Genomic DNA, 22,959 nt, shown 5'->3' on the forward strand with positions numbered 1-22,959 from the left:
CCGCAGCCAGGGTTTCGGCATCCACCCTCGGCCCGCTGCCGGGCCAGGACGCCTGAAATGTACCGGCTCCCTGGGAAGGAGCCGCGCCTTCGCTCGGTCGGAGGGCGACGGACCGGGCCTCGGCGCTTGCGCGCAGACTCATATGGAGTATTGCGGAGCGCGCACATATACGCGCATTCGCGACGAAATAAAGGCCCAAGGGAACCTTTTCGACAGAGCCGACCAATCTCGTTGCGAGCGACGATGGCCTGATCTAGCGTCGCCTTATGACACGTATCGCTCTGCCGCTGCTCGCCGCTCTCGCCCTGTCCGCCTGCGCCACGCGTCAGCCGGTCACCTATGCAGAGACGGCTTCGGCCGCCGCGCGCGCCGCCGCCCAGGTTCAGGGCGAGGCCGGACTGACGCCCCAGCAGCAGTGGGACCAGGGCAATGCCGCCTATCTGGCCTGGAACGGCGCCCGGCGCGGCTGGACCACCACCGAAAGCGGCCTGCAATATCGCCGCGTCGGCAAGGCCCACCCCGAGGGCGCTCAGCCCAGGGCGACCGATATGGTCAAGGTCCACTATCGCGGCGCCTTCATCGACGGACGCGAGTTCGACAGCTCCTACGCCCGCAATGAACCGGCCGAGTTCCCGCTGAACCGCGTCATCAAGGGCTGGACCGAGGGGGTGGCCCTGATGCGCGTCGGGGAAATCTATGAGTTCGTCATTCCCGCCTCGCTGGGCTACGGCTCGCGCTGGGTCGGCGGCGACGAACTGCCCCCCAACTCCACCCTGCGCTTCTCGGTCGAACTGCTGGACGTCAAGCCGGGCTGACGATCAGCGGCGCCCGGATTTTCGCAGCAGTCGATCGCGCGCGGCGTTGACGCGCGTCGCCAGCCCCTCCGTGCCGCCCTGATCGGGATGGGCGCGGGCCATGGCGCGTTTCCATGCCGCGCGGATTTCAGCCTCGGTCGCAGCTGGCCCGACGCCCAGCACGGCGCGTGCGTCAGCCTCGCTGATGGGTTCGGATCTCACGATTGGTCGGAGGCGGGAGGACCAGGCCAGATAGAGTCCTGCCCCGGCCAGCGCCGCCGCCGTCAGCCACGATCCACGAAACGCCGCCAGCGCGCCGCCCGCCAGCAGCACCGCGCCCAGCAGGGTCGCCGTCACGCGCCAGTGAGCGCGGCCGCGTCGCTCGGTCTGTCGGCCCAGCCGCACCAGCGCCCATACGGCGATCGCCGCCAGGGCCAGCCAGATCACACCCATCAGGCGATCAGGCCGCCACGTCCAAAGGGCTGAGAACCTGCTCCAGGCCCATCGCCATCATCAGATTGCGCATCTCCTGGCGCGCGGCGACATGGGCCAGGGACACCGCGACCGGCCGGATGTCGTTCGACAGGTCCGCCACCGTCAGGCCGAACGGGAACAGCTCGCGATAGATGACCCGGTCGCGCAGGCCCGGCCCGACGCGGAAGCCGACGCGCTTGGCCAGCTTGGTCATCCGTTCTTCAAGACGCTTGCGGTTGCGGGCTTCGGCGACGGCGAGGCGATTGGTCACCACCAGCCAGTCGATCGTGGCGTGACGGCCTTGGGCGATGGCGCGCTGCTTGCGCGCTTCCCAGACGCTCTCGGAGTAGATGGAGGGTTTCAGAAGCTCCAGGGTAACCGGATCAACGTCGCCCAGCAGGTCGAAGTCGACGAAGCTGTCGTTCATCGGCGTCACGATCTGATCGGCGCGGGCGTGGGCGGCGTTCGAAACGGCCGTGTCGCCGCCGGGCGTGTCGATCAGGATGCAATCGACGCCCCGCGCCGCCGCCTCATCGAAGGCGCGCTCGAAGGTGGCGATCTGTTCGGCCACGTCCGCCTTGGCCAGGGCCTTGCCGTCGCCCATGTCGGGAATGAACGGCTGGGGCAGATCGTGCCCGTTCGCCGCCAGCCACGCCAAACGATTGTGGAAGAAGCGCTGCATCGAACGCTGGCGCAGGTCCAGATCGATGATCGCCACCGAGCGCCCGGCGTGCAGCAGGCCGGTCACGATGTGGATGGCCAGGGTGGACTTGCCCGCCCCACCCTTTTCGTTGCCGAGGACGATCACATGCGGCTGCGTCATTCGAGGGAATCCTCTGTGCCGACCGCGCGACTCAGACTGCGCGGTCCTAGGTCCGGCGAGACTCGGCCTCAACGGGCCAAACGTCAACGGAACCTTAACGCAGACCTGTGGACGGCGAACCGGGGTCGGTCAGCTGTTGCGTGCGCACCAGGCGTCGGCGACAGCGGCGGAGCGGCACACCGCAGCGGCGGTTTCGGTCGAAATCGGACCGACCTTCAGCCGCGTCAGGCGACGGCCGTCCACCTCGACCTCCTGGTAGATCGGCGACAATCCCGACAGGTCTGATGTGGCTTTCACCCGATCCCAGGCCTGACGCGCGCCGGCCGCACTGGAGTAGGCGCCCAGCTGGATCGTTCTCCCGGTTTCCGGCGCCGCCGTGAGACTGGCGGGACGCAACACAGGCGCCTGAACCCGCGAAACCGCTTCATCCGCCACGACCTTCATGACAGCAGGCGAGGCAGCCCGCACAACCGCGTCGCGCAGCCCGGTATCCTCACCGACGGGGCGCAGCCCCGCCTGAACGTCGCGGGCGTCCCACATGGCGTGGGGATCCATGACGGCGACCTTGACCGGCGTGAAGCGCACAGGCCGCAGTCCGGCCTTTTCAGCCACGGCATGCCGGGTTTCGCGATCACCGGTCGAGAGCGGAATGTCGATCGCCGCGACGTTCTCGGCCATCGCACTGAATCGATGGGGATCGCTGTCCACCGCGCCACAGCCGGCGACGGCTAGGCTGCTGGCGAAGGCCAGGGCGATCAGAACTGGACGGGTCGCTTCTGCGGGCGTCATAAGCACGACCCTAGAGCCCAGACTTTTCGGTCTGGTGCATCAACAGGCTTAAGCGGAAAGGTTAATCGCTTCATCATGATAGACGCTGCCCCCCTCCCTGTCGTCCGCACGGTCGCCGACCTGCGGGCGATCGTCCGGGACTGGAAACGTCAAGGCCTGAGCGTCGGCATGGTTCCGACCATGGGCGCCCTGCATGAAGGCCATCTGACCCTGGTGCGCGAGGCCGCACGCCGCGCCGACCGCGTCGTCGCCTCCAACTTCGTCAATCCGACCCAGTTCGCGGCGCATGAGGATCTGGGCAAATACCCTCGCCAGCAGGAGGAAGACGCCCGTCTGCTGGCCGGCGCCGGCTGCCATCTGATGTTCGCGCCCTCAGCCGACGAGATGTATCCGGAAGGCTTTGCGACAACCGTCGCCGTCGCCGGCCCGGCGCTGGGTCTGGAAGGCGATTTCCGGCCACAGATGTTCGGCGGGGTCGCCCTGGTCGTCACCAAGCTGTTCAACCAGGTCCAGCCCGATGTCGCGGTCTTCGGCGAGAAGGACTACCAACAGCTGATGGTCGTTCGTCGGTTCGTGCGTGACATGGACCTGCCGGTCGAGATCGTCGGCGCGCCGACGGAGCGGGATGGCTGGGGCTTGGCCCTATCCTCGCGCAACGCCTACCTGTCGGAGACCGAGCTTGAGACCGCGCGCCGGCTGAACGGCATTCTGGCGGAGACTGGCGTCCATGCTTCAGGCGGCCGCCCCCTGCCCGGCGTCGAGCGCGAAGCCTATGCCGCGCTTCTGAAAGCCGGGTTTGATCGCGTCGATTACGTCGCCATCCGCCACGCTGAGGACCTGACGCCGTTCCGCAACGACATCATCGACGCCCCCGCGCGCATCCTGGCCGCCGCCTGGCTGGGCAAGACGCGACTGATCGACAATATGGCGGTCTGAAACGACAAGGGCCGCATCCGTTCGCCGGATGCGGCCCTGTCAGATCAGCCGATCGCGCCGACGCAGCCCTCGGCGTCGCCTGGCGCCAGAGCGGCGTCGGTCAGGGCGATGGTCCAGCCGTGATGGGTGTTCAGGCCCCAGCGTCGCGCGCCGCCGCCGTCGCCGGCGTCCCCACCCGCGGTGACCACCACGCGTCGGCCCTTGGGCAGAGCCGGCGGATCGATCTTGCCGACCGCCAGAGACGTCGGCGTCTCGCCGCCGTAGCCGTCGAACACGCTCAACATCGACCATTCGCGGCGCAGGCCCATCCACCAGGCGTCCTCAGTATTGATCGCCAGCACGGCGATGCCGTGCCCCTCGGCGGCGAAGGCCAGGGCCTTCTGCGGATCGCGCACCATCTTGATGTCGGCGGCGGCCCCGAAACGCAGGCGCGCGCCGTCATAGGCGCGGGTCGGTTCGATGGGCGCCCAGACCTGGACCTGAAGCCGGCCTTGGCGCGCCAAGCCCCAGCCGACGATCTCGCGCCACAGATGCTCGACCGCCTCGGCGTTCTCGGGCTTGGCCTGCTTCAGCATGCGCGAGAGGACCGTCTGCTCTCGGTCGGGACGCAGCTTGGTGTGCGGTCCGGTGGGCGCGTCCTTGGCGCGCCCGACGGTGGCGGCGATGGCGAGGCGTTGTTCGAAAAGGGCCAGGATCTGATCGTCGATGCCGTCGATCTCGGCGCGCAGGGCGGCCAGCGCCTGCTGTTCGGGGGTCAGGTCGGCCATGTCAGGCCAGACTTGCTGAAGATTGGAATGGGGCATGGGAAAGGGCTTTCGGCATTCTGAGATTCGATATGTGCAGGGGCGAACAGCCGCTCTGATCCAGAGCGGTCGCCGGTGAGACGGTCAGGGACGGAGTGCGCCCGACGCCTCAGCCGGCGTATCGAAAGCCGTAAAAGCCGTAGCCGAAATAGAGGCCGGAAACCGCGCGCGAACGGTCGAAAGAAACAGAAAGAGCGCGCAGGCGGGACATGGTCCGGTTCCGGTTTGTGCGGATCGTATTGCGATCCGTGGGTGTCTTAAGGACGCAAAGACCGTGCGCCGTCAACCCTCAGGGAAGCTCAACAGGACAAAACGCGTCTGATTATCGCCGGAATCCTGCAAGTCGTTGCGCAGGATCGACAGACCATACACCTCGGCGGCGCCGACCGGGGCGATGGCCGCCCGTGTCGGGTCGCCCGCTTCAGCGACGTCGCGCGCCGCGCCTGCGGTATCGAAATGCTCGATGACCTCGACATTCAAACCGGCCAGCGTGTCCTTGCACTGGGCCAGGGCGATGGGGTGGCTCTCAACCGTGCGGATATCGCACAGCCGCGCTCCGTCGACCGCCATCAGCGCATGACGGATCGGCCGCCAGACCTCGGCGACGGGCTCCACGCCAAGCCCACCTACCAGCGTCGCCGCCGGCTCGACCACGCCTATGGTCGAGTTCTCGACCGGGATCAGGGCACAGCCGCAGTCGCCGGAGCGCAGCGCATCCAGGGCCTGGGCGAAGGTTTCGAACGCCACAGCCTCGTCCCAAGGACGCAGGGCCAGACAGGCCTCATGGCTGAACGATCCAGGCGCGCCCTGATAGGCGACCCGGCCGGGCTTTTCCTCAGTTGGAGCCGCTGATTGCATCGATCACTCCCTCGGTCTCGGATCGATCTGGCGCTGCCTCGGTGGCGTCACCATGACCGGATCGGCCCGCATTTGCGGCGCTGACGACGGCTAGGCCGCCGCCGACTGCGCCACCCGCCCGGCCTTCAGCCGCTCCGCGACCAGGAAGGCCAGCTCTAGCGCCTGGTCCGCGTTCAGGCGCGGGTCGCAGTGGGTGTGATAGCGATTTGACAGATCGTCCTCCGTCACAGCCTGGGCGCCGCCGATGCACTCGGTGACGTTCTGGCCGGTCATTTCCAGATGGACGCCGCCGGGGTGAACCCCTTCCGCCTCGGCCACGTCGATGAAGGTCCTCACCTCGCCCATAATCCGGTCGAACGGCCGGGTCTTGTAGCCATTGCCAGCCTTCAACGTGTTGCCGTGCATCGGGTCGATGGACCAGATCACCTTGCGGCCCGAGGCCTTCACTTCGCGCATCAGCTTGGGCAGACGCTCGCCGACCTTGTCGTGACCGAAGCGTCCGATTAGCGTCAGACGACCGGAAATATTGTCAGGGTTCAGGGCGTCGATCAGCGGCAGCAGGTCGTCTGCCGTCATGGTCGGCCCGCACTTCACGCCGATGGGATTCTTGATCCCCTTCATGAACTCGACGTGAGCGCCGTCCAGCTGACGCGTGCGCTCGCCGATCCACAGCATGTGGGCCGAGGTGTCGAACCATTCGCCGGAACCGCCGTCCAGACGCGTCAGGGCGCTTTCGACGTTCAGCAGCAGCGCCTCGTGGCTGGTGAAGACCTCGACCCGGCTCAGATCGGGATGGGTCTCGGGCGTGACGCCGACCGCCTCCATGAAGGCCAGGGCCTCGGTGATTTTATCGGCCAGCTCGCGGTACTGCGCGCCGGCGGCGTTGTCTCCGGCGAAACCCAGGGTCCAGCGATGGATGTTGTACAGGTCGGCATAGCCGCCGCCCGCGAAGGCCCGCAGCAGGTTCAGCGTCGAGGCCGACTGGTTGTAGGCGCGGATCAGACGCTGCGGATCGGGCGCGCGTTCTTCAGGCGTGAAGCCCATGCCGTTGATGATGTCGCCACGATAGCTAGGCAGTTCGACGCCGTCGATCTCCTCCAGCGGCGACGAGCGGGGCTTGGCGAACTGGCCCGCGATCCGCCCCACCTTCACCACCGGCTTGCGCCCGGCGAAGGTCAGGACGACCGCCATCTGCAGGATCAGGCGAAAGGTGTCGCGGATATTGTCTGTCGAGAACTCCTTGAAGCTCTCGGCGCAGTCGCCGCCCTGAAGCAGGAAGGCGTCACCCCGCTCGACCTGCGCCAGCTTCGACGTCAGGCGCCGCGCTTCGCCGGCGAAGACCAGCGGCGGCAAGGCGCGCAGCTCGTCTTCCACCCGAGCGAGGGCGGCGGGATCCGGATAGTCCGCCGGCATATGCAGGGCGGTCTTGGTTCTCCAGCTTTCGGGGGTCCAGCGTGTCATCGCGCAAGAATAGGACTTCGCGCCTATTCAAACAACGAAAAGCCGGGAGGATTTTGCCGCGAAATGTCAGTCTTCCGAAGAAGGCGACTTTTCCGCCGCAGCTTCAGCCTTGCGTTCGGCCTTCGCCGCCGCCTTCTCAGCCGCCTTCAGCGCTGCGGCGCGCTCGCGTTCCTGACGCTCAAAGCTGTAGTTGGGTTTGCGAGCCATCGGCGTCCTCGTCTCTTATCGTGATCTTGCGGTGAAGGTGGCGTTGCATTCGGTCAGACGCAATCGCCAAATCGCGCACCATGCAAAAGCGGCTCACAGCAGTCTCTCCTTGCGCGTCAAAATCTTGGCGGCGGCGTCGAAGGCGATGAACAGGCGGGCTAGAAGAGTCATGGGCTTCGAACGCTTGGCCCTATTTGATGTTCAGTCCCGCGAACCTTCGTCGCACCCGAAAGACAGGCGCCCATGTCGACCCAACCCATCCTCCTCGGCGGTGTCGAAGCCGGCGGCACCAAGTTCATCTGCGGCATCGCCGCCGCCGACGGCGTGATCATCGACCAGATCCGTATCCCGACGACATCGCCCGACGAGACGCTCGATGCGGTCGCGGCCTTCTTCGTCGACGCCCAGTCGAGGCACGGCCGGCTTTCTGCGCTGGCGATCGTCAGTTTCGGCCCTTTGTCCTTGAAACCGGACGCGCCGGATTTCGGCGCTATCACCAGCACGCCCAAGCCCGGCTGGAGCGACGTCAACCTGTTGGCCCGTCTGCGCCGCCTCATCGATGTTCCAATGACGCTGGACACCGATGTGAACGGCGCGGCCGTGGGCGAACGCCTCTTCGGCAGCGGGCAAGGACTGGAGAGCTTCTGCTATGTCACGGTCGGCACGGGCGTGGGGGTTGGGGTGATGATCGGGGGCGCGCCGCATGGCGGTGCGAACCATCCCGAAGCCGGTCATATCCGGCTGCCCCGCACCAAGGGCGACGAGACCTTCTCGGGCGTCTGTCCCTTCCACGGCGACTGCCTGGAAGGCCTGGCGAGCGGGCCGGCGCTGCAAGCGCGCTGGGGCGCGGCGGCCGAGACGTTTTCTCACGACCATCCGGCCTGGCCGATGGCGGCGGAGTATATCGCCGGTCTGTGCACCAACCTGACCTACACGCTGCGGCCAGAGCGAATCATCATCGGCGGCGGCGTGATGCAGCCGCACATGTACGATCTGGTCAGACAGGCGCTGGTGAGACAGCTCGGCGGCTATGACGCCAGCCTGAAAGGTCTGGATATGAAAACCTATATCGCGGCGCCGACCGCGGGCGTGTCCGCCGGCCTGATCGGCGCATTGGCCCTCGCCTACCGTTCTGTCACGGGCGCGTGGCCCAAGAACTGGGCGACGCAAGGCCAGGGTCAAATCGAAGTGGAGATGGTGGACGCGACAGGGATTGAACCTGTGACCCCCTCGGTGTGAACGAGGTGCTCTCCCGCTGAGCTACGCGTCCTTGCCTTGCGGAGGCGGCGACATAGCCCGGTCGCCGGCCCTGCGCAAGCGCCTGTTTCAGATTCCGGCGGCGCGAACGCCTTCGGGCGTATCGGCTTCCGGGTCGCCCGGCAGCCAGGCGACATGACCGTTGTAGATGTCCTGGTTCAGGATGCCCTCTTCCTTGGCCACCAGCACCGGCACCAGCATCTGTCCGGTGACGTTGGTCGCGGTGCGCATCATGTCGATGATCCGGTCGATGGCGACGATATAGCCGATGCCTTCCAGCGGCAGGCCGGCGGTCGACAGGGTCAGGGTCAGCATGACGATGCTGGTCCCCGGCACGCCTGCGGTCCCAAGCGACCCCAGCACCGCCGTCAGGCCGATCAGGACGTACTGGGTCAGCGTCAGATCGATCTTGAAATACTGGGCGATGAAGATCGAGGCTATGGCCGGATAGATGGCCCCGCACCCGTCCATCTTCACATTGGCCCCCAGGGGCACGGCGAAGGCGGCATAGGCCTGGGGCACGCCCAGCCGCTCCACCGTCTGGCGCAGGGTGATCGGCAACGTCCCCAGCGAGGACGAGGTCGCAAAGGCCGTCTGCTGGGCTGCAAAAGCGCCGCGGAAGAAGCTGGTCACCTTCAGCCCATGCACCTTCAGCAGGCCCGAATAGACGATCAGGATGTGGAACAGGCAGGCGGCGTAGATGGCCAGGATGAACTTCACCAGGGGCAGCAGCGCCTCCCAGCCATAGCCGCCGACGACTGATCCGATCAGGCCGAAGACGCCGATGGGCGTCAGCTGGATCACCCAGCGGGTGATGCGGAAGACGACCGCCGCGCCCTCATCCACCAGACGCCGAACGCCCTGCGCCCGGTCGCCCAGCGCCACCAGGGCCATGCCGACCAGGGCCGAGAAGAAGATGATCTGCAGCACCTTGCCTTCGGCCAGGGCGGCGAACGGATTGGTCGGCACGACGCCGATCAAGACTTCCAGCGGCGTCGGGATCACCCGTTCCTTGACCTCGCCCAGCGGCAGGTTGGACAGGCCGACGCCCGGATTGATGATGTGACCGAAGGCGAACCCGACCAGCACCGCCAGCAGCGACGTGACGGCGAACCAGAGGATGGTCCGCACCCCCAGCCGCACGGCCCCCGCCCCTTCCCCCAGCTTGGCGATGGAACTGGCGATGGTGAACAGCACCAGCGGCGCCACCACCATGCGGATCAGATTCAGATAAACGTCGCCGATCGGCTGCAGCCAGGTCTCGGCCCGCTCGCGCAGGATCAGCCCGGCGATGATGCCGAGGATGAAGCCGGCGGCGGTCCGCTGCCACAGCGGGATCTTGAAAAAGCGAGCGAGCATGACGGCACTTTCAACAGGGGTGCGCCAATCTGTCCATCGCCATGGCGATCCGCAACCGCAGCAGCGATCATTCAGCCGACAGATTTCCTGTCGGCTGGCTTCAGAATTTCAGCGCCCGCCTTACGTAGAAGTCGGCAAGGATGCCGTCGATCGCCTCTTCCACGTCCTCGAAAGCATCGATCAATACGTCCCCGCCCAGGTCTTCGACGGGTGTCGGCGTAAAGCCGAAGGTCGTCAGAATGCAGGGCATGCCGGCGTCTTTGGCGGCATCCGCGTCCGGCGAAGCGTCACCCACCATGATCGCCCGTTCGGGATCACCGCCCGCGATCACCACGGCCTCCTTCAGATGGGTGCCAGAGGGCTTGCGCGCGCTGACCCGATCCGGCCCGACGATGGCGGCGAAATGTCGGGTCAGGTCCAGCTTGCCCAACAACAGCTCCGACAGGTCCGAACGCTTGTTGGTGGCCACAACCAGGATTGCGCCCCGCTCGGTTAGACGCTCCAGCGTCTCGACCACGCCCTCGAACGGCTGCGAGCCGTCAGCGATATGGGCGGCGTAATCGGCCAGGAACCGCTCGAACAGATCGTCGGACTTTGCCCGCTCGACCGGCGCGCCGGCGGCTTCGAAGCCGTGCACCAGCAGCGCCCGTGCGCCCGATCCGATCAGGGTCGAGGCGGACTCCATCGGCACGGGCGGCAGCCCCTCCTCGACCAGCATCCGGTTCAGCGTGCCGATCAGGTCCGGGGCGGAATCGACCAGCGTCCCATCCAGATCGAAGGCGATGGTCCAGCCTTCCAGGTCGCGATCGCTCATCCCCATCTCCCGCTGGCCCGCATGATGGGCTAGATCGCAGGACGACTAGACTGCGAGACGATTCATGACCAGCCAGACGCGCGCCCGCGCCGCCATCATTCTCGCCGCCGGCCAGGGCACGCGGATGAAATCGCCGCTGCCCAAGGTGCTGCACCCCGTCGCCCACCGCGCCATGTTGGACCACGCCATCGATGCGGCGGAAGGCCTGGGCTGCGAGCGCATCGTCGTCGTGGTCGGCAATCACTCGCCCGAGGTCCGGGCCCATGTGGTGAAACGGCTGGGCGAGGCCGCCATTGCGGTCCAGGACCCGCCGCTCGGCACCGGCCACGCGGTGCGCGCCGCCGAACAGGCCCTTGCCGGCTTCGACGGCGAGGTGGTCGTCACCTATGGCGACGTCCCCCTGCTGAAAGCCGCCGACATCGAGCCCGTGTTCAATGCCGACGGGGTCACCGTCATCGGGTTCGAGGCTCGCGATCCCGGCGCCTATGGCCGTCTGATCGTCGACGGCGACACCTTGACCGCCATCACGGAGGCCAAGGAGGCGTCGGCCGAAATCCTCGCCATCACCGCCTGCAACTCGGGCGTCATGGCCGCCCCGTCGGCCTTGCTGTTCTCGCTGCTGGCCGACGTGAAAAACGAAAACGCCAAGGGCGAATACTATCTGACGGATGTCGTCGCTCTGGCGCGCCAGGGCGGCCACCCGACCCGCGCCGTCTTCGCCGCGGAGGACGCGGTAATGGGCGTCAACTCCCAGACCGAGCTGGCTCAGGCCGAAGCCTTGTTCCAGAGCGTGCAACGCGACACCTTCCTGGCGGCCGGCGTGACGATGGCGGCGCCCGACACCGTTCATTTCTCTTGGGACACTCAGATCGGCGGCGGAACCGTGATCGAGCCGTTCGTGGTTTTCGGCCCCGGCGCGGTCATAGAGGGCGGCGCGCGCATTCGCAGCTTCAGCCATATCGAGGGCGCGCGTGTCGCGGCCGGCGCCGAAGTCGGTCCCTATGCGCGCTTGCGTCCCGGTGCGGACCTGGCGACGGGGGTCAAGGTCGGCAACTTCGTCGAGGTCAAGAACGTCAAGATGGCAGAGGGCTCAAAGGCCAATCACTTGGCCTATCTGGGCGACGGGTCGGTCGGTGCGGGCGCCAACGTCGGCGCAGGGACGATATTCTGCAACTACGACGGCTTCAACAAGGCGCAGACCCAGGTCGGCGCCGGCGCCTTCGTCGGATCGAACTCCAGCCTGGTGGCCCCGGTGGTCATCGGCGACGGCGCCCTGATCGCTTCCGGCTCTGTCATCACCGAGGACGTGCCCGCCGACGCCATGGCTTTCGGCCGCGCGCGCCAGACCGTCAAACCCGAAGCGGCCGCGGCCTTCCGGGTCGAAGCCAAGGCCAAGAAGGCTGCGAAATCCAAATGAGCGACCTCCAGAAGAAGAACGCCGGCGTGGCCGCCGCCGCCCACGTCGAGGCGGGCATGATCGTCGGCCTGGGCACCGGCTCGACGGCCGCCTGGTTCGTCAAGGCGTTGGCGGCGCGGAACCTGTCGGGTCTGCGTTGCGTCCCGACATCAGAGAAGACCGCAGACCTGGCGCGCGAACTGGGTCTGACGTTGTCGACGCTGGAAGACACGCCCCGCATCGACCTGACCGTGGACGGCGCCGACGAAATCGGGCCGGGTCTGGCGTTGATCAAGGGCGGCGGCGCGGCCCTGCTGCGCGAAAAGCTGGTGTGGGAGGCCTCGGCCCGCTGCATCGTCATCGCCGACGCGGCCAAGGTGGTGCCTGTGCTGGGGACCTTCCCCCTGCCGATCGAGGTCGTGGCCTTCGGTCACAAGACGACGGCCAACCGCATCGCTGATGTGCTGATCGACCACGACATCAACCAGCCGGCCCGCGTGCGTAAGGCGGATCGCGGCCTGGTTCGCACCGACGGCGGCAATCTGATCTATGATGCGGGCTGCAAGGCGATCCACGATCCGGTCCGTCTGGCCGACGATCTGAAACTGATTACCGGCGTGGTGGAACACGGGCTGTTCCTGGACCTCGCTGACCTGGCCATCATCGGCACGGACGATGGCATTGAGGAACGTCTTCCCTAGGACACGCCCCGGCGGCTCAGCACCGCCGGAACCGTGCGCGCCAGGATCGCGAGATAAACCCCGATGCTCCGGTTTCTGACCAACCAGACATCCATCGCAACCCGGCGTGGATAAGGCACGGCGTTGCGCCCCGAGACCTGCCACAGCCCCGTCAGGCCCGGGCGGACCGCGCAGTAGTCGGCCAGTCGCCGTCCGTATCGCGCCGCCTCATCGATCACGATCGGTCGGGGGCCGACCAGCGACATCTCGCCCCTCAACACATTGATCAGCTGCGGCAGTTCATCCAGGCTGGACAGGCGCAACAGCCGGCCCAGCGGCGTCACGCGCGGATCGCGTGTCAGCTTTCGCATCGCCTGCCATTCCGGGTCAGAGGCTGACGGCAGGGCTTGTTCCGCGCCCATTCTCATCGAGCGGAACTTGAGGCAGTCAAACATTCGCCCGTCGCGTCCGATGCGCTGCTGGCGAAAGATCGCGGCCCCCCCGTCCTGCGCCCTGACGCCCAGGGCGATGAAAACGAAGAGCGGCCAGGTCAGAAGCAGGCCTATTAAGGCGAACACGACATCCATGGCGCGGGTCGGGTCGGGACGAACGCGGCGCCGATGCGCACCGACACCGCGTGTCGGCGTGACATCGCACTCGGCCAAATCCGATATCGACATTCAACGCCCCCAAGTGTGATCATGACCTGGGATTGCGTGATTGGCAATCTTGACGAGCTGTCAGCGCAGGTCGGTTAGATCAGTCGCCGCCCCACCAACTCAGCGTGAACGACGTGCGACGGCCGCTCACCGAAACCGTCCCGGCGACAACAGGCGTATGATCTCCGAGATTGCGCCGCGCCGTCGCCAACGCGCCCTGATCAATCTGCGCCGACAACTCCACCAAGCCCATGCCAGGCGCCGAGCCGCGCATCTGGACCCGATCGTCGGTGACGACATAGGCGTCCGGCAGAACTCTTACCTCGCCTTGCGGCCCGTTCAGCGACAGGATCAGCGGTGGCGAAGCGCGGGACCCACCTTCCCATGCGGCGAAGGCCTCATCCTGGCCGATGAACAGCGATGCCACGGGCTGCATCGCTCCCTCACCTGTTGGGCGATAGTCGCCCGACATATCGCCGCTCAGACGATGCTGGAACGCCGCTTCAGGCGTCGGCTTCGCGGCGTCTCGCCGCTCGCACGCCGCCAGGCCCAGCAAGCCCACTACCGCCACAACCGCCCATGGGGACTTCATCGATCAAGCGCCCGGTCCAAGGCGCGGAACCCGGCGATGGCGATCTCGGTCGCGTTGGTGAAGACCGACGGCGTGATCTTGTCGATGGTGTCGCTCGGTCGATGATAGTCGGGGTGATAATCGACGCCCATGTACAGGAAGGGCACGCCAGCCTCGTGGAAGGCGCCATGATCGGAGGCGTCGACCCAGTTGTTCTCGCCCGTGTCCTGCGGGGTGTCCTTGCCGAAGGCGAAGGAGACGGCCCCGTTCGGCGCCACGGCCTCCAGCACGGGGCGCAGATTGGGATGCTGATAGGTCCCGGTGACCCACAAATGGCCGTCGGTCTCCGCCCGCGCCGTCATGTCGAAGTTCAAGTTCAGGCTGAGTGACGACAGGGGCACCGGCGGCGCCTTGACGAACTCTCGAGCGCCCAACAGCCCCCGCTCCTCGCCGTCCAGCGCCACGATCAGCACGCTGTGTTCCGGCGGTTGGGCCTTCAGTCGGGCCGCCAGTTCCAGCATCGTCGCCACGCCGGAGGCGTTGTCGTCGGCGCCGTGGAAGATCTGGCCGTCATTGACGCCGACATGGTCGTAGTGGGCCGTCACCACGATATAGCGGTCTGCGACGCGGGTTCCGGGAATCAGGCCGACGATGTTGACGCCGCTGAACGTCCTCACGCCCTCGCGCGTGCGGCCCGGCGTCTCGAACCGCTGCAAACGCCCGAACGGCGGCGCCTGGACGCCCATGGCCTCCAGCCGCGAGACGATATAGGCGCGCGCGCGCTCGCCGCCTTCTGAGCCCGTGTCGCGGCCCTGCATGTCGTCGGCGGACAGGATGCGAACGTCCTCCAGCAGTTGGCTGGAAACCGTCGCGACGGCGCTCGGAGCACTCGGCGCTGTTGCGGGAACGGCGGTGCAACCGCTGACGATCAGGGCGGCGCCGGCGACGAAAAGGCAGAGGGTCGAACGAGTCATACAGGCTCCGAAAGGGACGCGCGAACCTAGCGAAGCGCGGCCGGCTCGTCAGCCTACGGTTCTGTCATCATCGGCTTTGCGCGATGCACGCGCGGCGCGTCAGATGATATGACGACGGCCATGGCCAATGCGATTCCTCTCGAAGTCCCCGTCGAAGACCTCACCGCCGAGACGGCCGCCGAGGCCCTGGCCTGGCTGGCCGCCGAAATGGGCCGTCACGACGCGCTGTACAACGAGGCGACGCCCGAGATTTCTGACGCCGACTACGACGCCCTGCGTGCGCGCAACCTGGCGATCGAAACCGCCTTCCCCGATTTGATCCGGCCTGACTCTCCGTCGAACAAGGTCGGCGCCGCCGCCTCAACCCAGTTCGCCGAGGTTCGCCACGGCGTGCCCATGCTGTCGCTGGACAACGCCTTTGACGAGGGCGAGGTGCGCGACTTCGTTGCCCGGATCACACGCTTCCTGAAACTGCCCGCCGACGAACCGATCGCCTTCGTCGCCGAGCCCAAGATCGACGGCCTGTCCGCCAACCTCCTGTATGTCGACGGCAAGCTGACGATCGGCGCCACGCGCGGCGACGGCCGCGCGGGCGAGGACGTCACCGCCAATCTGAACACCATTGCGGATGTGCAGCCGACCCTGGCCGGCGACGACTGGCCCGACCGGATCGAAATCCGGGGCGAGGTCTATGCGCCCAACGAAGCCTTCGCCGCCTTCAACGGCGCCGCCGAGGCGAAAGGCCGCCGCACCTACGCCAACCCCCGCAATTTCGCCGCCGGCTCCCTGCGCCAGAAGGACGCCCGGATCACCGCCAAACGCCCGCTGAACTTCTTCGCCTACGCCTGGGGCGAACATTCCAGCGACTTCGCCGAGACCCAGTGGGAAGCCCTGCAAAAGCTCAAGGCTTGGGGGTTTCCCGTCAACGCCCGCTCGCGCCGGGTCGAGGGCGCCGAGGGCCTGATCGCCGTCTATCGCGAGCTGGAACGCGACCGCGCGACCCTGGGCTATGACATCGACGGCGTGGTGTACAAAGTGGATCGCATCGACTGGCAACGCCGCCTGGGCGTCGTCGCCCGCAGCCCCCGCTGGGCCATTGCCCATAAGTTCCCGGCGCAGCAGGCGACCACTGTGCTGGAAGGCATCGACATCCAGGTCGGCCGCACCGGCTCCCTGACGCCCGTCGCCCGGCTGCACCCCGTCACCGTCGGCGGCGTCGTGGTGCGCAACGCCACCCTGCACAATGAAGACGAGATCGAACGTCTGGATGTCCGCATCGGCGACACGGTCCGCCTGCAACGCGCCGGCGACGTCATCCCCCAGATCCTGGGCGTGGTCCCCGAGCTACGTCCCGCCGACGCCGCCCCCTATGTCTTCCCTGAACACTGCCCCGTCTGCGGCTCGGAAGCGGTGCGCGATGGCGATGAGGTCAAGCGCCGCTGCACCGGCGGCCTGATCTGCGACGCCCAGATCGTCGAACGGCTCAAGCATTTCGTCGGCCGCCGCGCCTTCGACATCGAGGGATTGGGCGAAAAGCAGTTGGTCGCCTTCCATGCGCGGGGCTGGATCAAGGAGCCGGCCGACATCTTCCGACTGGCGCGCGACGAGACGCGGCTGAAGGAACTGCAGCGAGACGACGGTTATGGCGAGACCAGCATCCGCAATCTGGTCGCCGGCATCGACGCCCGCCGCGTCATCGCGCTGGACCGGTTCCTGTTCGGCCTGGGAATCCGCGATATCGGCGAACAGACCTCCATCGTCCTGGCCCGCGCCTTCGAGAGCTGGACCGCGCTGAAGGCCGCCTGCCTCCAGGCCGCTTCGGGTGTGCCGTCCGACGCCTGGACCGAACTGGCCGCCGCCCACGCCATATCGCCCCGCGTCCTGGCCCTGATGGCAGAGGTCACGCCCCCCGCCGTCGATCCCTGGCCCGAGGCCACGATGGACATGAAAATCAGCCAGGCCTTCCCCGGCATGGCGGCCCCCGCCCGCCGGTCTCTGGCGACGATGGTTCACGACTGGTCCGGGCTGGTCGAACTGGCCCGGGTCGCGCGCGAGGACGGCCCGTCCGAAATCCTGAACCAGATCGCCGGCGTCACCGGCGTTGGCCCCGTCGCGGCGGAGGCCCTGGCCCACTTCTTCCACGAGCCGCATAATCTCAAGGTCGTCGCCGCACTCGAAGCCGAACTGACCGAAATCCTCGATGCCGAAAGGCCCAAGTCCGACACTGCGGTCGCCGGCAAGACCGTCGTCTTCACCGGCGCCCTGGAACGCTTCACGCGGGACGAGGCCAAGGCCCGCGCCGAAAGCCTGGGCGCCAAGGTCTCGGGTTCGGTGTCGAAAAAGACCGACTACCTCGTCGCCGGTCCGGGCGCCGGCTCCAAGCTGAAGGACGCCGAAAAGCACGGCGTCCAGGTGCTGACCGAGGACGACTGGCTGGCCCTGATCGGAGGATAGGCGCGCCGGCGAGGCCGAGCGCGCCTAAACTGCCCGCACACACGGGTGGCAGCTAAGCCGTGGCCGCGCTTCAGATCGTCATCACGACGCGGCCCTCGATCTGACCATCGCGCATCCGTTGGAAGATGCTGTTCACATTCTCCAGCGGCTCGACCGAGACCGTGGCCTTGACCTTCTCGTCCGCGGCGAACTGAAGCGCCTCCTGAAGGTCAAGCCGGGTGCCGACGATCGAGCCGCGCACTGTGGTTCCGTTCAGCACCATATCGAAGATCGATAGGGGGAAGTCGCCGGGCGGCAGGCCGTTCAGCGCAACGGTCGCGCCGCGCGAGGTCATGTTAACCGCCTGCTCGAACGCCTTGGGCGAAACGGCCGTGACCAGCACGCCCTGGGCGCCGCCGTCGGTCTGGGCCTTGATGTCGGCGGCGGGATCGTTGGACGTCTTGGCGTTGACCGTGACGGTCGCGCCCAGCCGTCGCGCCAGATCCAGCTTGGCGTCGTCCACGTCCACGGCGGCGACATTCAGCCCCATGGCCTTGGCGTACTGGACCGCCACATGGCCCAGGCCGCCGATGCCGGAAATCACCACCCAGTCGCCCGGCTTGGTGTCCGTCATCTTCAGCCCCTTATAGACCGTCACCCCGGCGCACAGGATCGGGGCGATGTCGGTGAAGCTGACGTTGGCCGGCAGGTGGCCGACGTAGTTGGGGTCTGCGATGGCGTATTCCGCGAACCCGCCATTGACCGAATATCCGGTATTCTGCTGGTCGTGACACAGGGTCTCCCAGCCGCCCAGGCAGTGTTTGCAATGGCCGCAGGCTGAATACAGCCACGGCACACCGACCCGGTCGCCTTCCTTGACCAAGGTGACCCCCGCCCCGACCGCCGAGACATAGCCGACGCCCTCGTGGCCCGGAATGAAGGGCGGGTTCGGCTTGACCGGCCAATCGCCCTCGGCCGCGTGCAGATCGGTGTGGCAGACGCCCGAGGCCTCGATCTTGACCTGGATCTGACCTGGACCCGGCTCGGGCACCGCAACCTCTTCGATGGTCAGCGGCTGACCGAACGCGCGCACGACGGCGGCCTTCATGGTTCTGGGCATGGAACATCCTCGTCATTTTAGGGGACAGACGGGCCGGAAGCAGGACACCGGCCCGCCCTCTTGGGACGTATGCTCTCCGAACCGATGGATCAGAGAGCGATCACAGGATGGCCGATCCGCGACCAGCCATCCTTGATGCAGATCAGAAGAAGCCCAATTTGTCGGGGCTGTAGCTGACCAACAGGTTCTTGGTCTGCTGATAGTGGTCCAGCATCATGCGGTGGTTCTCCCGCCCAATGCCCGACTTCTTGTAGCCGCCGAACGCCGCATGGGCCGGATACTGGTGATAGCAGTTGGTCCAGACCCGTCCCGCCTGAATGGCGCGACCGGCGCGATAGGCGGTGTTCATGTCGCGCGACCACACCCCGGCGCCCAGGCCGTATTCGGTGTCGTTGGCGATTTCCATGGCCTCTTCAAAAGTCTTGAAGGTCGTGACCGCCAGGACCGGACCGAAGATCTCCTCCTGGAAGATCCGCATGTCGTTGGTGCCTTTGAACACGGTGGGCTTCACGTAATAGCCGCCGGCCAGATCGTCCTTGAGCGCGGCCTGATCGCCGCCGGTCAGGACCTCGGCGCCCTCCTCCCTGCCCAGCTTCAGATAGCCGAGAATTTTCTTCAGCTGCTGGTCCGAGGCCTGGGCGCCGACCATGGTGGCCGGGTCCAGAGGGTCGCCTTGGACGATGGATTCCACCCGGGCGATCGCCTTCTCGATGAAGGCCTCATAGATGTCCTCATGGATCAAAGCGCGGCTGGGGCAGGTGCAGACCTCGCCCTGATTGAGGGCGAACATGGCGAAGCCTTCCAACGCCTTGTCCAGATAGGCGTCGTCGTGATCCATCACGTCCTTGAAGAAGATGTTCGGCGACTTGCCGCCGAGCTCCAGCGTCACCGGGATCAGATTCTGGGTCGCATACTGCATGATCTTTTGGCCAACGGCGGTCGAGCCGGTGAAGGCGATCTTGGCGATGCGCGGATTGGTGGCCAGCGGCTCGCCCACCTCGGCCCCCGTGCCCGAAACGATGTTAAGCACGCCGGCCGGCAGCAAATCCTGGATCAGTTCGACCACAACGAGGATGGATGCCGGGGTCTGCTCGGCAGGCTTCAGCACGATGCAGTTGCCCGCCGCCAGGGCCGGAGCGATCTTCCAGGCCGCCATCAGGATAGGGAAGTTCCAGGGGATGATCTGCCCCACCACGCCCAGCGGCTCATGGAAATGATAGGCGACCGTGTCGTGGTCCAGTTCCGAAATCCCGCCTTCCTGCGCCCGGATGCAGCCGGCGAAGTAGCGGAAATGGTCAATCGCCAGGGGGATGTCGGCGGCCGTGGTCTCGCGCACCGGTTTGCCGTTGTCCCAGGTCTCCGCCTCTGCGACGGCTTGCAGATTGGCTTCGATCCGGTCGGCGATCTTGTTCAGGATGACGGCGCGTTCAGCGACGCTGGTTCGCCCCCAGGCGTCCTTGGCCGCGTGTGCGGCGTCCAGGGCCAGTTCGACGTCGGCCGCGTCCGATCGCGCGACCTCGCACAGGACGCGGCCGTTCACCGGGGAGGTGTTCTCGAAATAGCGGCCGTTGACGGGCTGGACCCACTGTCCGCCAATGAAGTTGTCGTAACGCGCCTTGAACTTGGGGGTCGCGGCGCGGCTGAACTCGGGCTTGGTCATGATGGCCTCCTACGGTTTCCTCTGGCGTCGATTGTCGACGTCGTTGGAGCCAGAAGTGCCATCGGCCTGCGCCCATCCGCCAGACGACAACGCGATGGTGCAGTGCAAACCTGTCGCATCCCTGCGACAGTCGGTTCAGTGGGTTTCCCGAAACAGCCCCAGCCGATGCAGTTTGCGATGCAGAGTCGCGCGGCTGACGCCCAGCGCTTTCGCCGCTGCGGACACATTGCCCCCAGTGCGCGCCAGGGCCCGACGTACTGCCCCTCGCTCGGCTTCCAGAAGCTCGGCCTCGACCGAACCCGTGTCGAGCACCTCGGATGCCGCCAGCTGCGCCGCGATCCGTTCATCGGTGATCGACAGGGCCAGACGTGCGGCGCGAGTCGCGCCGACCACCATATCGTCCCGGTCGACAGCCAACAGCGCCGCCGTGTTGCGCTCGCCGGTATCGCCCGCCAGCACGATCCGGGCCTGGTGGAAGGCCTGGCGGAAGGTCTGCGCCTCGATGGCCCGTGCGGCGTCGGCGACCGCCGCCGCGATCAGTCCCAGCACGCCCTCCGTCGCATCGGCGCGGCACGACGAAACATCCAGCAGTCCCGCCAGCCGCCCCAGGTGATCGTGAATCGGATGGCTCGTGCAGCTCAGGGCCGTGTTGCGCGTATGGAAATGCTGGTCACGGTGGATCGTCACGGGCCTGTGCTCCGCCAGCGCGGTCCCGATGCCGTTGGTGCCCTCGACCGCCTCCGACCATATGGCCCCCGGCCACAGCCCCCATCGACGAAAGGCGACGTCGTCCGCCGCCGCCCCCCGGCGCTCCAGCGGCACCCCGTCGGCATTGGTCAGCAGGATACAGCAGCCGGTATCGCCCACGGCCAGAAACAGCCGATCCAGAACCCCTTGCGCGGCCCTCGTCATCGGCTCCATCGCCTGGCGCGCCTCGCGCAACTGCCCCTCGGTCAGGGTTTGCGGCATGCCCCGGTCCTCGGGATCCAGGCCATACAGCGACAGGGATCGGCGCCACGACGCCGCCAGGGCCGAGCGCGCGGGCTCGGCGCCGTTTTCAAGCGCCTGCTTGATTAGGCTTCCATGGTTGTGTCCCGGCCGGTCGGCCATGGTGTCTCCCAGGACTTTCTCGCTCCAATCAGACGCCCGCACCGAGCCAAGGTCAAGGGATGCCCGGCAGAGCTTCAAAAGCTTCCGTAAGGTCCAGTTTTCGTTAGTCTTCGTGGATCAGTTCGGCCTTGTTTTCGGCCGAAAGCCGGATCACCTTGTGCATCAAAGGGTCGCACAGGCGACCTGAACAAGGGAACGACCATGAAGACCAAGATCATGCTGGCCGCCGCTGCTCTGGCGGGCGCCCTGGCCTCTCCGGCGCTGGCCGGCGACCCAACCGGACTTTGGCAGACGCCGACCAACGGCGGCCAAGTGCGCATCGCGCGCTGCGGCCAGGCGCTGTGCGGCACGCTGGTGACCTCGGACCACATTCGCCGCGACGCCAATGCGCGCGACGCCAACAATCGCGACGCCTCGCTGCGGAACCGCACCCTGCGCAATCTGCCCATGCTGACCGGCTTCACCGGCGGTCCGACGGAATGGCGCAACGGCTCGGTCTATAATCCGGCCGACGGCGGCACCTATCGCGGCACCATCACCATGACCAATGACAACAGCCTGCGTCTGCGCGGGTGTATAGTCGCGCCGCTCTGCAAGACCCAGACCTGGACCCGCATCCAGTAGGATCAGGACGCCCACATACGAAAGGCCCGGTCGGAGCGATCCGACCGGGCCTTTTTCATTTGGCTTGTAGCTCAGCGATTCAGCGCCGCCCGCGCCGCCTCGGCGTAGCGATGCCCCGTCGCCGCGCCCTTGGGGAAGACGGCCTCGATCCGGGCGAGATCCTCAGGCGTCAGAACGACGTCCACGGCCGCCGCATTCTGCTCCAGGGTCGCGATACGACGGGTGCCGGGGATCGGGATCAGATCCTCGCCTTGCGCCAGCACCCAGGCCAGCGCCAGTTGAGCGGCGGTTATGCCCTTGTCCCACGCAATGGCCTTCACCGCCTCGACTAGATCCAGATTCTTTTGGAAGTTCTCGCCCATGAAGCGCGGGTTGGTGCGGCGGAAGTCGTCGGCGTCCAGATCGTCGATGGAGGTGATGTCGCCCGACAGGAAGCCGCGGCCCAGCGGGCTGTAGGGCACGAATCCGATGCCCAGTTCACGCACGAGCGCAAACAGCTCGTCCTCCGGCTCGCGGCTCCATAGCGAATATTCGGTTTGCAGCGCCGTGATCGGATGGGTTGCATGGGCCTTGCGCAGGGTGTCAGGCGCGGCCTCCGACAGGCCCAGAAAGCGCACCTTGCCCTCCTTTACCAGTTCCGCCATCGCCCCGACCGTGTCCTCGATCGGCGTGTCCGGATCGACGCGGTGCAGATAGTAGAGATCGACGTGATCGATGCCGAGGCGCTGCAGGCTGCCCTCGATGGCGCCACGGACATTGGCCGGGCTGCCGTCGGTCATCAGCTTGGTGCGGTCGGCGTTATAGTTGATGCCGAACTTGGTTGCGATGAACGCCTGGTCGCGCCGGTCCTTCAGCGCTTTGCCTACCAGCACCTCGTTGGTGTGAGGGCCATACATCTCGGCAGTGTCGAACAGGGTGATGCCCAGATCGAGCGCGCGATGAATCACGGAAATGGACTGGGCCTCGTCGGCGCCGCCGTAGAAGGCGCTCATGCCCATGCAGCCCAAGCCGATGGCCGAGACCTCGGGGCCGTTCGCACCCAACTTGCGCGTCTTCATGGGGGCCTTCTCCTGTCGATATGGGGGATCGGCCTAAAAAAACGGATATGGCGGCCGATGATCAGGAGATGGTCGCGGCGACGGCGGGCTGCAAGCCCG

Annotated in this window: 23 protein-coding genes and 1 tRNA gene; 7 read left to right on the forward strand and 17 right to left on the reverse strand. The window is 66.6% G+C overall.

Annotated features, from left to right (window positions below; translation table 11 throughout):
• Window positions 1–266: 266 nt before the first annotated feature.
• Window positions 267–815 carry an FKBP-type peptidyl-prolyl cis-trans isomerase gene (locus O2K97_RS11100; protein ID WP_269219295.1) on the forward strand — a complete coding sequence of 183 codons (549 nt, stop codon included), beginning with the start codon at window positions 267–269 and terminating at the stop codon, window positions 813–815.
• A gap of 3 nt (window positions 816–818) precedes the next feature.
• Here O2K97_RS11100 and O2K97_RS11105 read toward each other — a convergent pair whose 3' ends face one another.
• The 3 genes from O2K97_RS11105 to O2K97_RS11115 form a co-directional block, all read right to left on the reverse strand.
• On the reverse strand, window positions 819–1,247 hold the full coding sequence (locus tag O2K97_RS11105) for a molecular chaperone DnaJ (protein WP_269219296.1): 429 nt from the start codon (window positions 1,245–1,247) through the stop codon (window positions 819–821).
• Window positions 1,248–1,254: 7 nt separating this feature from the next.
• Entirely contained in the window at window positions 1,255–2,091 is an 837-nt protein-coding gene (locus O2K97_RS11110; protein ID WP_174085798.1) for a division plane positioning ATPase MipZ, read from the reverse strand.
• A gap of 129 nt (window positions 2,092–2,220) precedes the next feature.
• Window positions 2,221–2,880, reverse strand: coding sequence for an SPOR domain-containing protein (locus O2K97_RS11115; RefSeq protein WP_269219297.1), 660 nt, complete (start codon window positions 2,878–2,880; stop codon window positions 2,221–2,223).
• Between the two features lie 75 nt (window positions 2,881–2,955).
• Here O2K97_RS11115 and panC point away from each other — a divergent pair, with 75 nt between their 5' ends.
• The gene (gene panC, locus O2K97_RS11120; RefSeq protein WP_269219298.1) at window positions 2,956–3,816 is read left to right on the forward strand and encodes a pantoate--beta-alanine ligase; all 861 of its coding nucleotides are present in this window, start codon (window positions 2,956–2,958) and stop codon (window positions 3,814–3,816) included.
• A gap of 44 nt (window positions 3,817–3,860) precedes the next feature.
• On the opposite strand, the gene O2K97_RS11125 is transcribed toward panC, so the two are convergent.
• From O2K97_RS11125 to O2K97_RS11140, 4 genes are all read right to left on the reverse strand, one after another.
• Window positions 3,861–4,619: a chorismate mutase gene (locus tag O2K97_RS11125; RefSeq protein WP_269219299.1), complete on the reverse strand. Its 759-nt coding sequence runs from the start codon at window positions 4,617–4,619 to the stop codon at window positions 3,861–3,863.
• A 282-nt stretch (window positions 4,620–4,901) separates the two neighbouring features.
• Window positions 4,902–5,477: a prephenate dehydratase domain-containing protein gene (locus O2K97_RS11130; RefSeq protein WP_269219300.1), complete on the reverse strand. Its 576-nt coding sequence runs from the start codon at window positions 5,475–5,477 to the stop codon at window positions 4,902–4,904.
• A gap of 90 nt (window positions 5,478–5,567) precedes the next feature.
• Window positions 5,568–6,938, reverse strand: a complete 1,371-nt coding sequence (locus tag O2K97_RS11135; RefSeq protein WP_269219301.1) for a class II 3-deoxy-7-phosphoheptulonate synthase — start codon at window positions 6,936–6,938, stop codon at window positions 5,568–5,570.
• A gap of 66 nt (window positions 6,939–7,004) precedes the next feature.
• Window positions 7,005–7,145 (reverse strand): hypothetical protein, encoded by a 141-nt coding sequence (locus O2K97_RS11140; RefSeq protein WP_165116349.1) that lies wholly within the window; start codon window positions 7,143–7,145, stop codon window positions 7,005–7,007.
• A 243-nt stretch (window positions 7,146–7,388) separates the two neighbouring features.
• On the opposite strand from O2K97_RS11140, the gene O2K97_RS11145 reads away from it, so the two are divergent.
• Complete coding sequence (locus tag O2K97_RS11145; protein WP_269221134.1) at window positions 7,389–8,384, forward strand: ROK family protein; 996 nt, start codon at window positions 7,389–7,391, stop codon at window positions 8,382–8,384.
• Here the strand turns inward: O2K97_RS11145 and O2K97_RS11150 are convergent.
• The 3 genes from O2K97_RS11150 to O2K97_RS11160 form a co-directional block, all read right to left on the reverse strand.
• Window positions 8,341–8,415: transfer RNA gene (locus tag O2K97_RS11150), tRNA-Val, on the reverse strand. The two genes, O2K97_RS11145 and O2K97_RS11150, sit on opposite strands and share 44 nt — an antisense overlap.
• A 56-nt stretch (window positions 8,416–8,471) precedes the next feature.
• Window positions 8,472–9,761 carry a dicarboxylate/amino acid:cation symporter gene (locus O2K97_RS11155; RefSeq protein WP_269219302.1) on the reverse strand — a complete coding sequence of 430 codons (1,290 nt, stop codon included), beginning with the start codon at window positions 9,759–9,761 and terminating at the stop codon, window positions 8,472–8,474.
• A 100-nt stretch (window positions 9,762–9,861) separates the two neighbouring features.
• Window positions 9,862–10,575 (reverse strand): HAD-IA family hydrolase, encoded by a 714-nt coding sequence (locus O2K97_RS11160; protein WP_269219303.1) that lies wholly within the window; start codon window positions 10,573–10,575, stop codon window positions 9,862–9,864.
• A gap of 64 nt (window positions 10,576–10,639) precedes the next feature.
• Between O2K97_RS11160 and glmU the strand changes: the two genes are divergently transcribed.
• Window positions 10,640–11,992 (forward strand): bifunctional UDP-N-acetylglucosamine diphosphorylase/glucosamine-1-phosphate N-acetyltransferase GlmU, encoded by a 1,353-nt coding sequence (gene glmU / locus O2K97_RS11165; protein WP_269219304.1) that lies wholly within the window; start codon window positions 10,640–10,642, stop codon window positions 11,990–11,992.
• Window positions 11,989–12,672, forward strand: a complete 684-nt coding sequence (gene rpiA / locus O2K97_RS11170; protein ID WP_269219305.1) for a ribose-5-phosphate isomerase RpiA — start codon at window positions 11,989–11,991, stop codon at window positions 12,670–12,672. Before glmU ends, rpiA begins: the two co-directional genes overlap by 4 nt.
• Here rpiA and O2K97_RS11175 read toward each other — a convergent pair.
• The 3 genes from O2K97_RS11175 to O2K97_RS11185 form a co-directional block, all read right to left on the reverse strand.
• The gene (locus O2K97_RS11175; RefSeq protein WP_269219306.1) at window positions 12,669–13,331 is read right to left on the reverse strand and encodes a sugar transferase; all 663 of its coding nucleotides are present in this window, start codon (window positions 13,329–13,331) and stop codon (window positions 12,669–12,671) included. The genes rpiA and O2K97_RS11175 overlap by 4 nt on opposite strands.
• Before the next feature lie 79 nt (window positions 13,332–13,410).
• Window positions 13,411–13,902, reverse strand: coding sequence for a hypothetical protein (locus tag O2K97_RS11180; RefSeq protein WP_269219307.1), 492 nt, complete (start codon window positions 13,900–13,902; stop codon window positions 13,411–13,413).
• Window positions 13,899–14,855, reverse strand: coding sequence for a M28 family peptidase (locus tag O2K97_RS11185; RefSeq protein WP_269219308.1), 957 nt, complete (start codon window positions 14,853–14,855; stop codon window positions 13,899–13,901). Before O2K97_RS11185 ends, O2K97_RS11180 begins: the two co-directional genes overlap by 4 nt.
• A gap of 120 nt (window positions 14,856–14,975) precedes the next feature.
• Between O2K97_RS11185 and ligA the strand changes: the two genes are divergently transcribed.
• Window positions 14,976–17,309, forward strand: coding sequence for an NAD-dependent DNA ligase LigA (gene ligA / locus O2K97_RS11190; RefSeq protein WP_269219309.1), 2,334 nt, complete (start codon window positions 14,976–14,978; stop codon window positions 17,307–17,309).
• A gap of 70 nt (window positions 17,310–17,379) precedes the next feature.
• Here ligA and adhP read toward each other — a convergent pair whose 3' ends face one another.
• From adhP to O2K97_RS11205, 3 genes are all read right to left on the reverse strand, one after another.
• Window positions 17,380–18,408 carry an alcohol dehydrogenase AdhP gene (adhP, locus tag O2K97_RS11195; protein WP_269219310.1) on the reverse strand — a complete coding sequence of 343 codons (1,029 nt, stop codon included), beginning with the start codon at window positions 18,406–18,408 and terminating at the stop codon, window positions 17,380–17,382.
• A gap of 142 nt (window positions 18,409–18,550) precedes the next feature.
• The gene (locus tag O2K97_RS11200; protein WP_269219311.1) at window positions 18,551–20,068 is read right to left on the reverse strand and encodes an aldehyde dehydrogenase family protein; all 1,518 of its coding nucleotides are present in this window, start codon (window positions 20,066–20,068) and stop codon (window positions 18,551–18,553) included.
• 135 nt (window positions 20,069–20,203) lie between these two features.
• The gene (locus O2K97_RS11205; protein WP_017505191.1) at window positions 20,204–21,178 is read right to left on the reverse strand and encodes a GAF domain-containing protein; all 975 of its coding nucleotides are present in this window, start codon (window positions 21,176–21,178) and stop codon (window positions 20,204–20,206) included.
• Window positions 21,179–21,379: 201 nt separating this feature from the next.
• Here O2K97_RS11205 and O2K97_RS11210 point away from each other — a divergent pair, with 201 nt between their 5' ends.
• On the forward strand, window positions 21,380–21,802 hold the full coding sequence (locus O2K97_RS11210; RefSeq protein ID WP_017505193.1) for a DUF2147 domain-containing protein: 423 nt from the start codon (window positions 21,380–21,382) through the stop codon (window positions 21,800–21,802).
• A 71-nt stretch (window positions 21,803–21,873) separates the two neighbouring features.
• Here O2K97_RS11210 and O2K97_RS11215 read toward each other — a convergent pair whose 3' ends face one another.
• Window positions 21,874–22,860: an aldo/keto reductase gene (locus O2K97_RS11215; RefSeq protein ID WP_269219312.1), complete on the reverse strand. Its 987-nt coding sequence runs from the start codon at window positions 22,858–22,860 to the stop codon at window positions 21,874–21,876.
• Window positions 22,861–22,959: the final 99 nt, after the last annotated feature.

Origin of the sequence: Brevundimonas vesicularis, from assembly GCF_027105095.1 — a bacterium.
Lineage (GTDB): Bacteria > Pseudomonadota > Alphaproteobacteria > Caulobacterales > Caulobacteraceae > Brevundimonas > Brevundimonas vesicularis_E.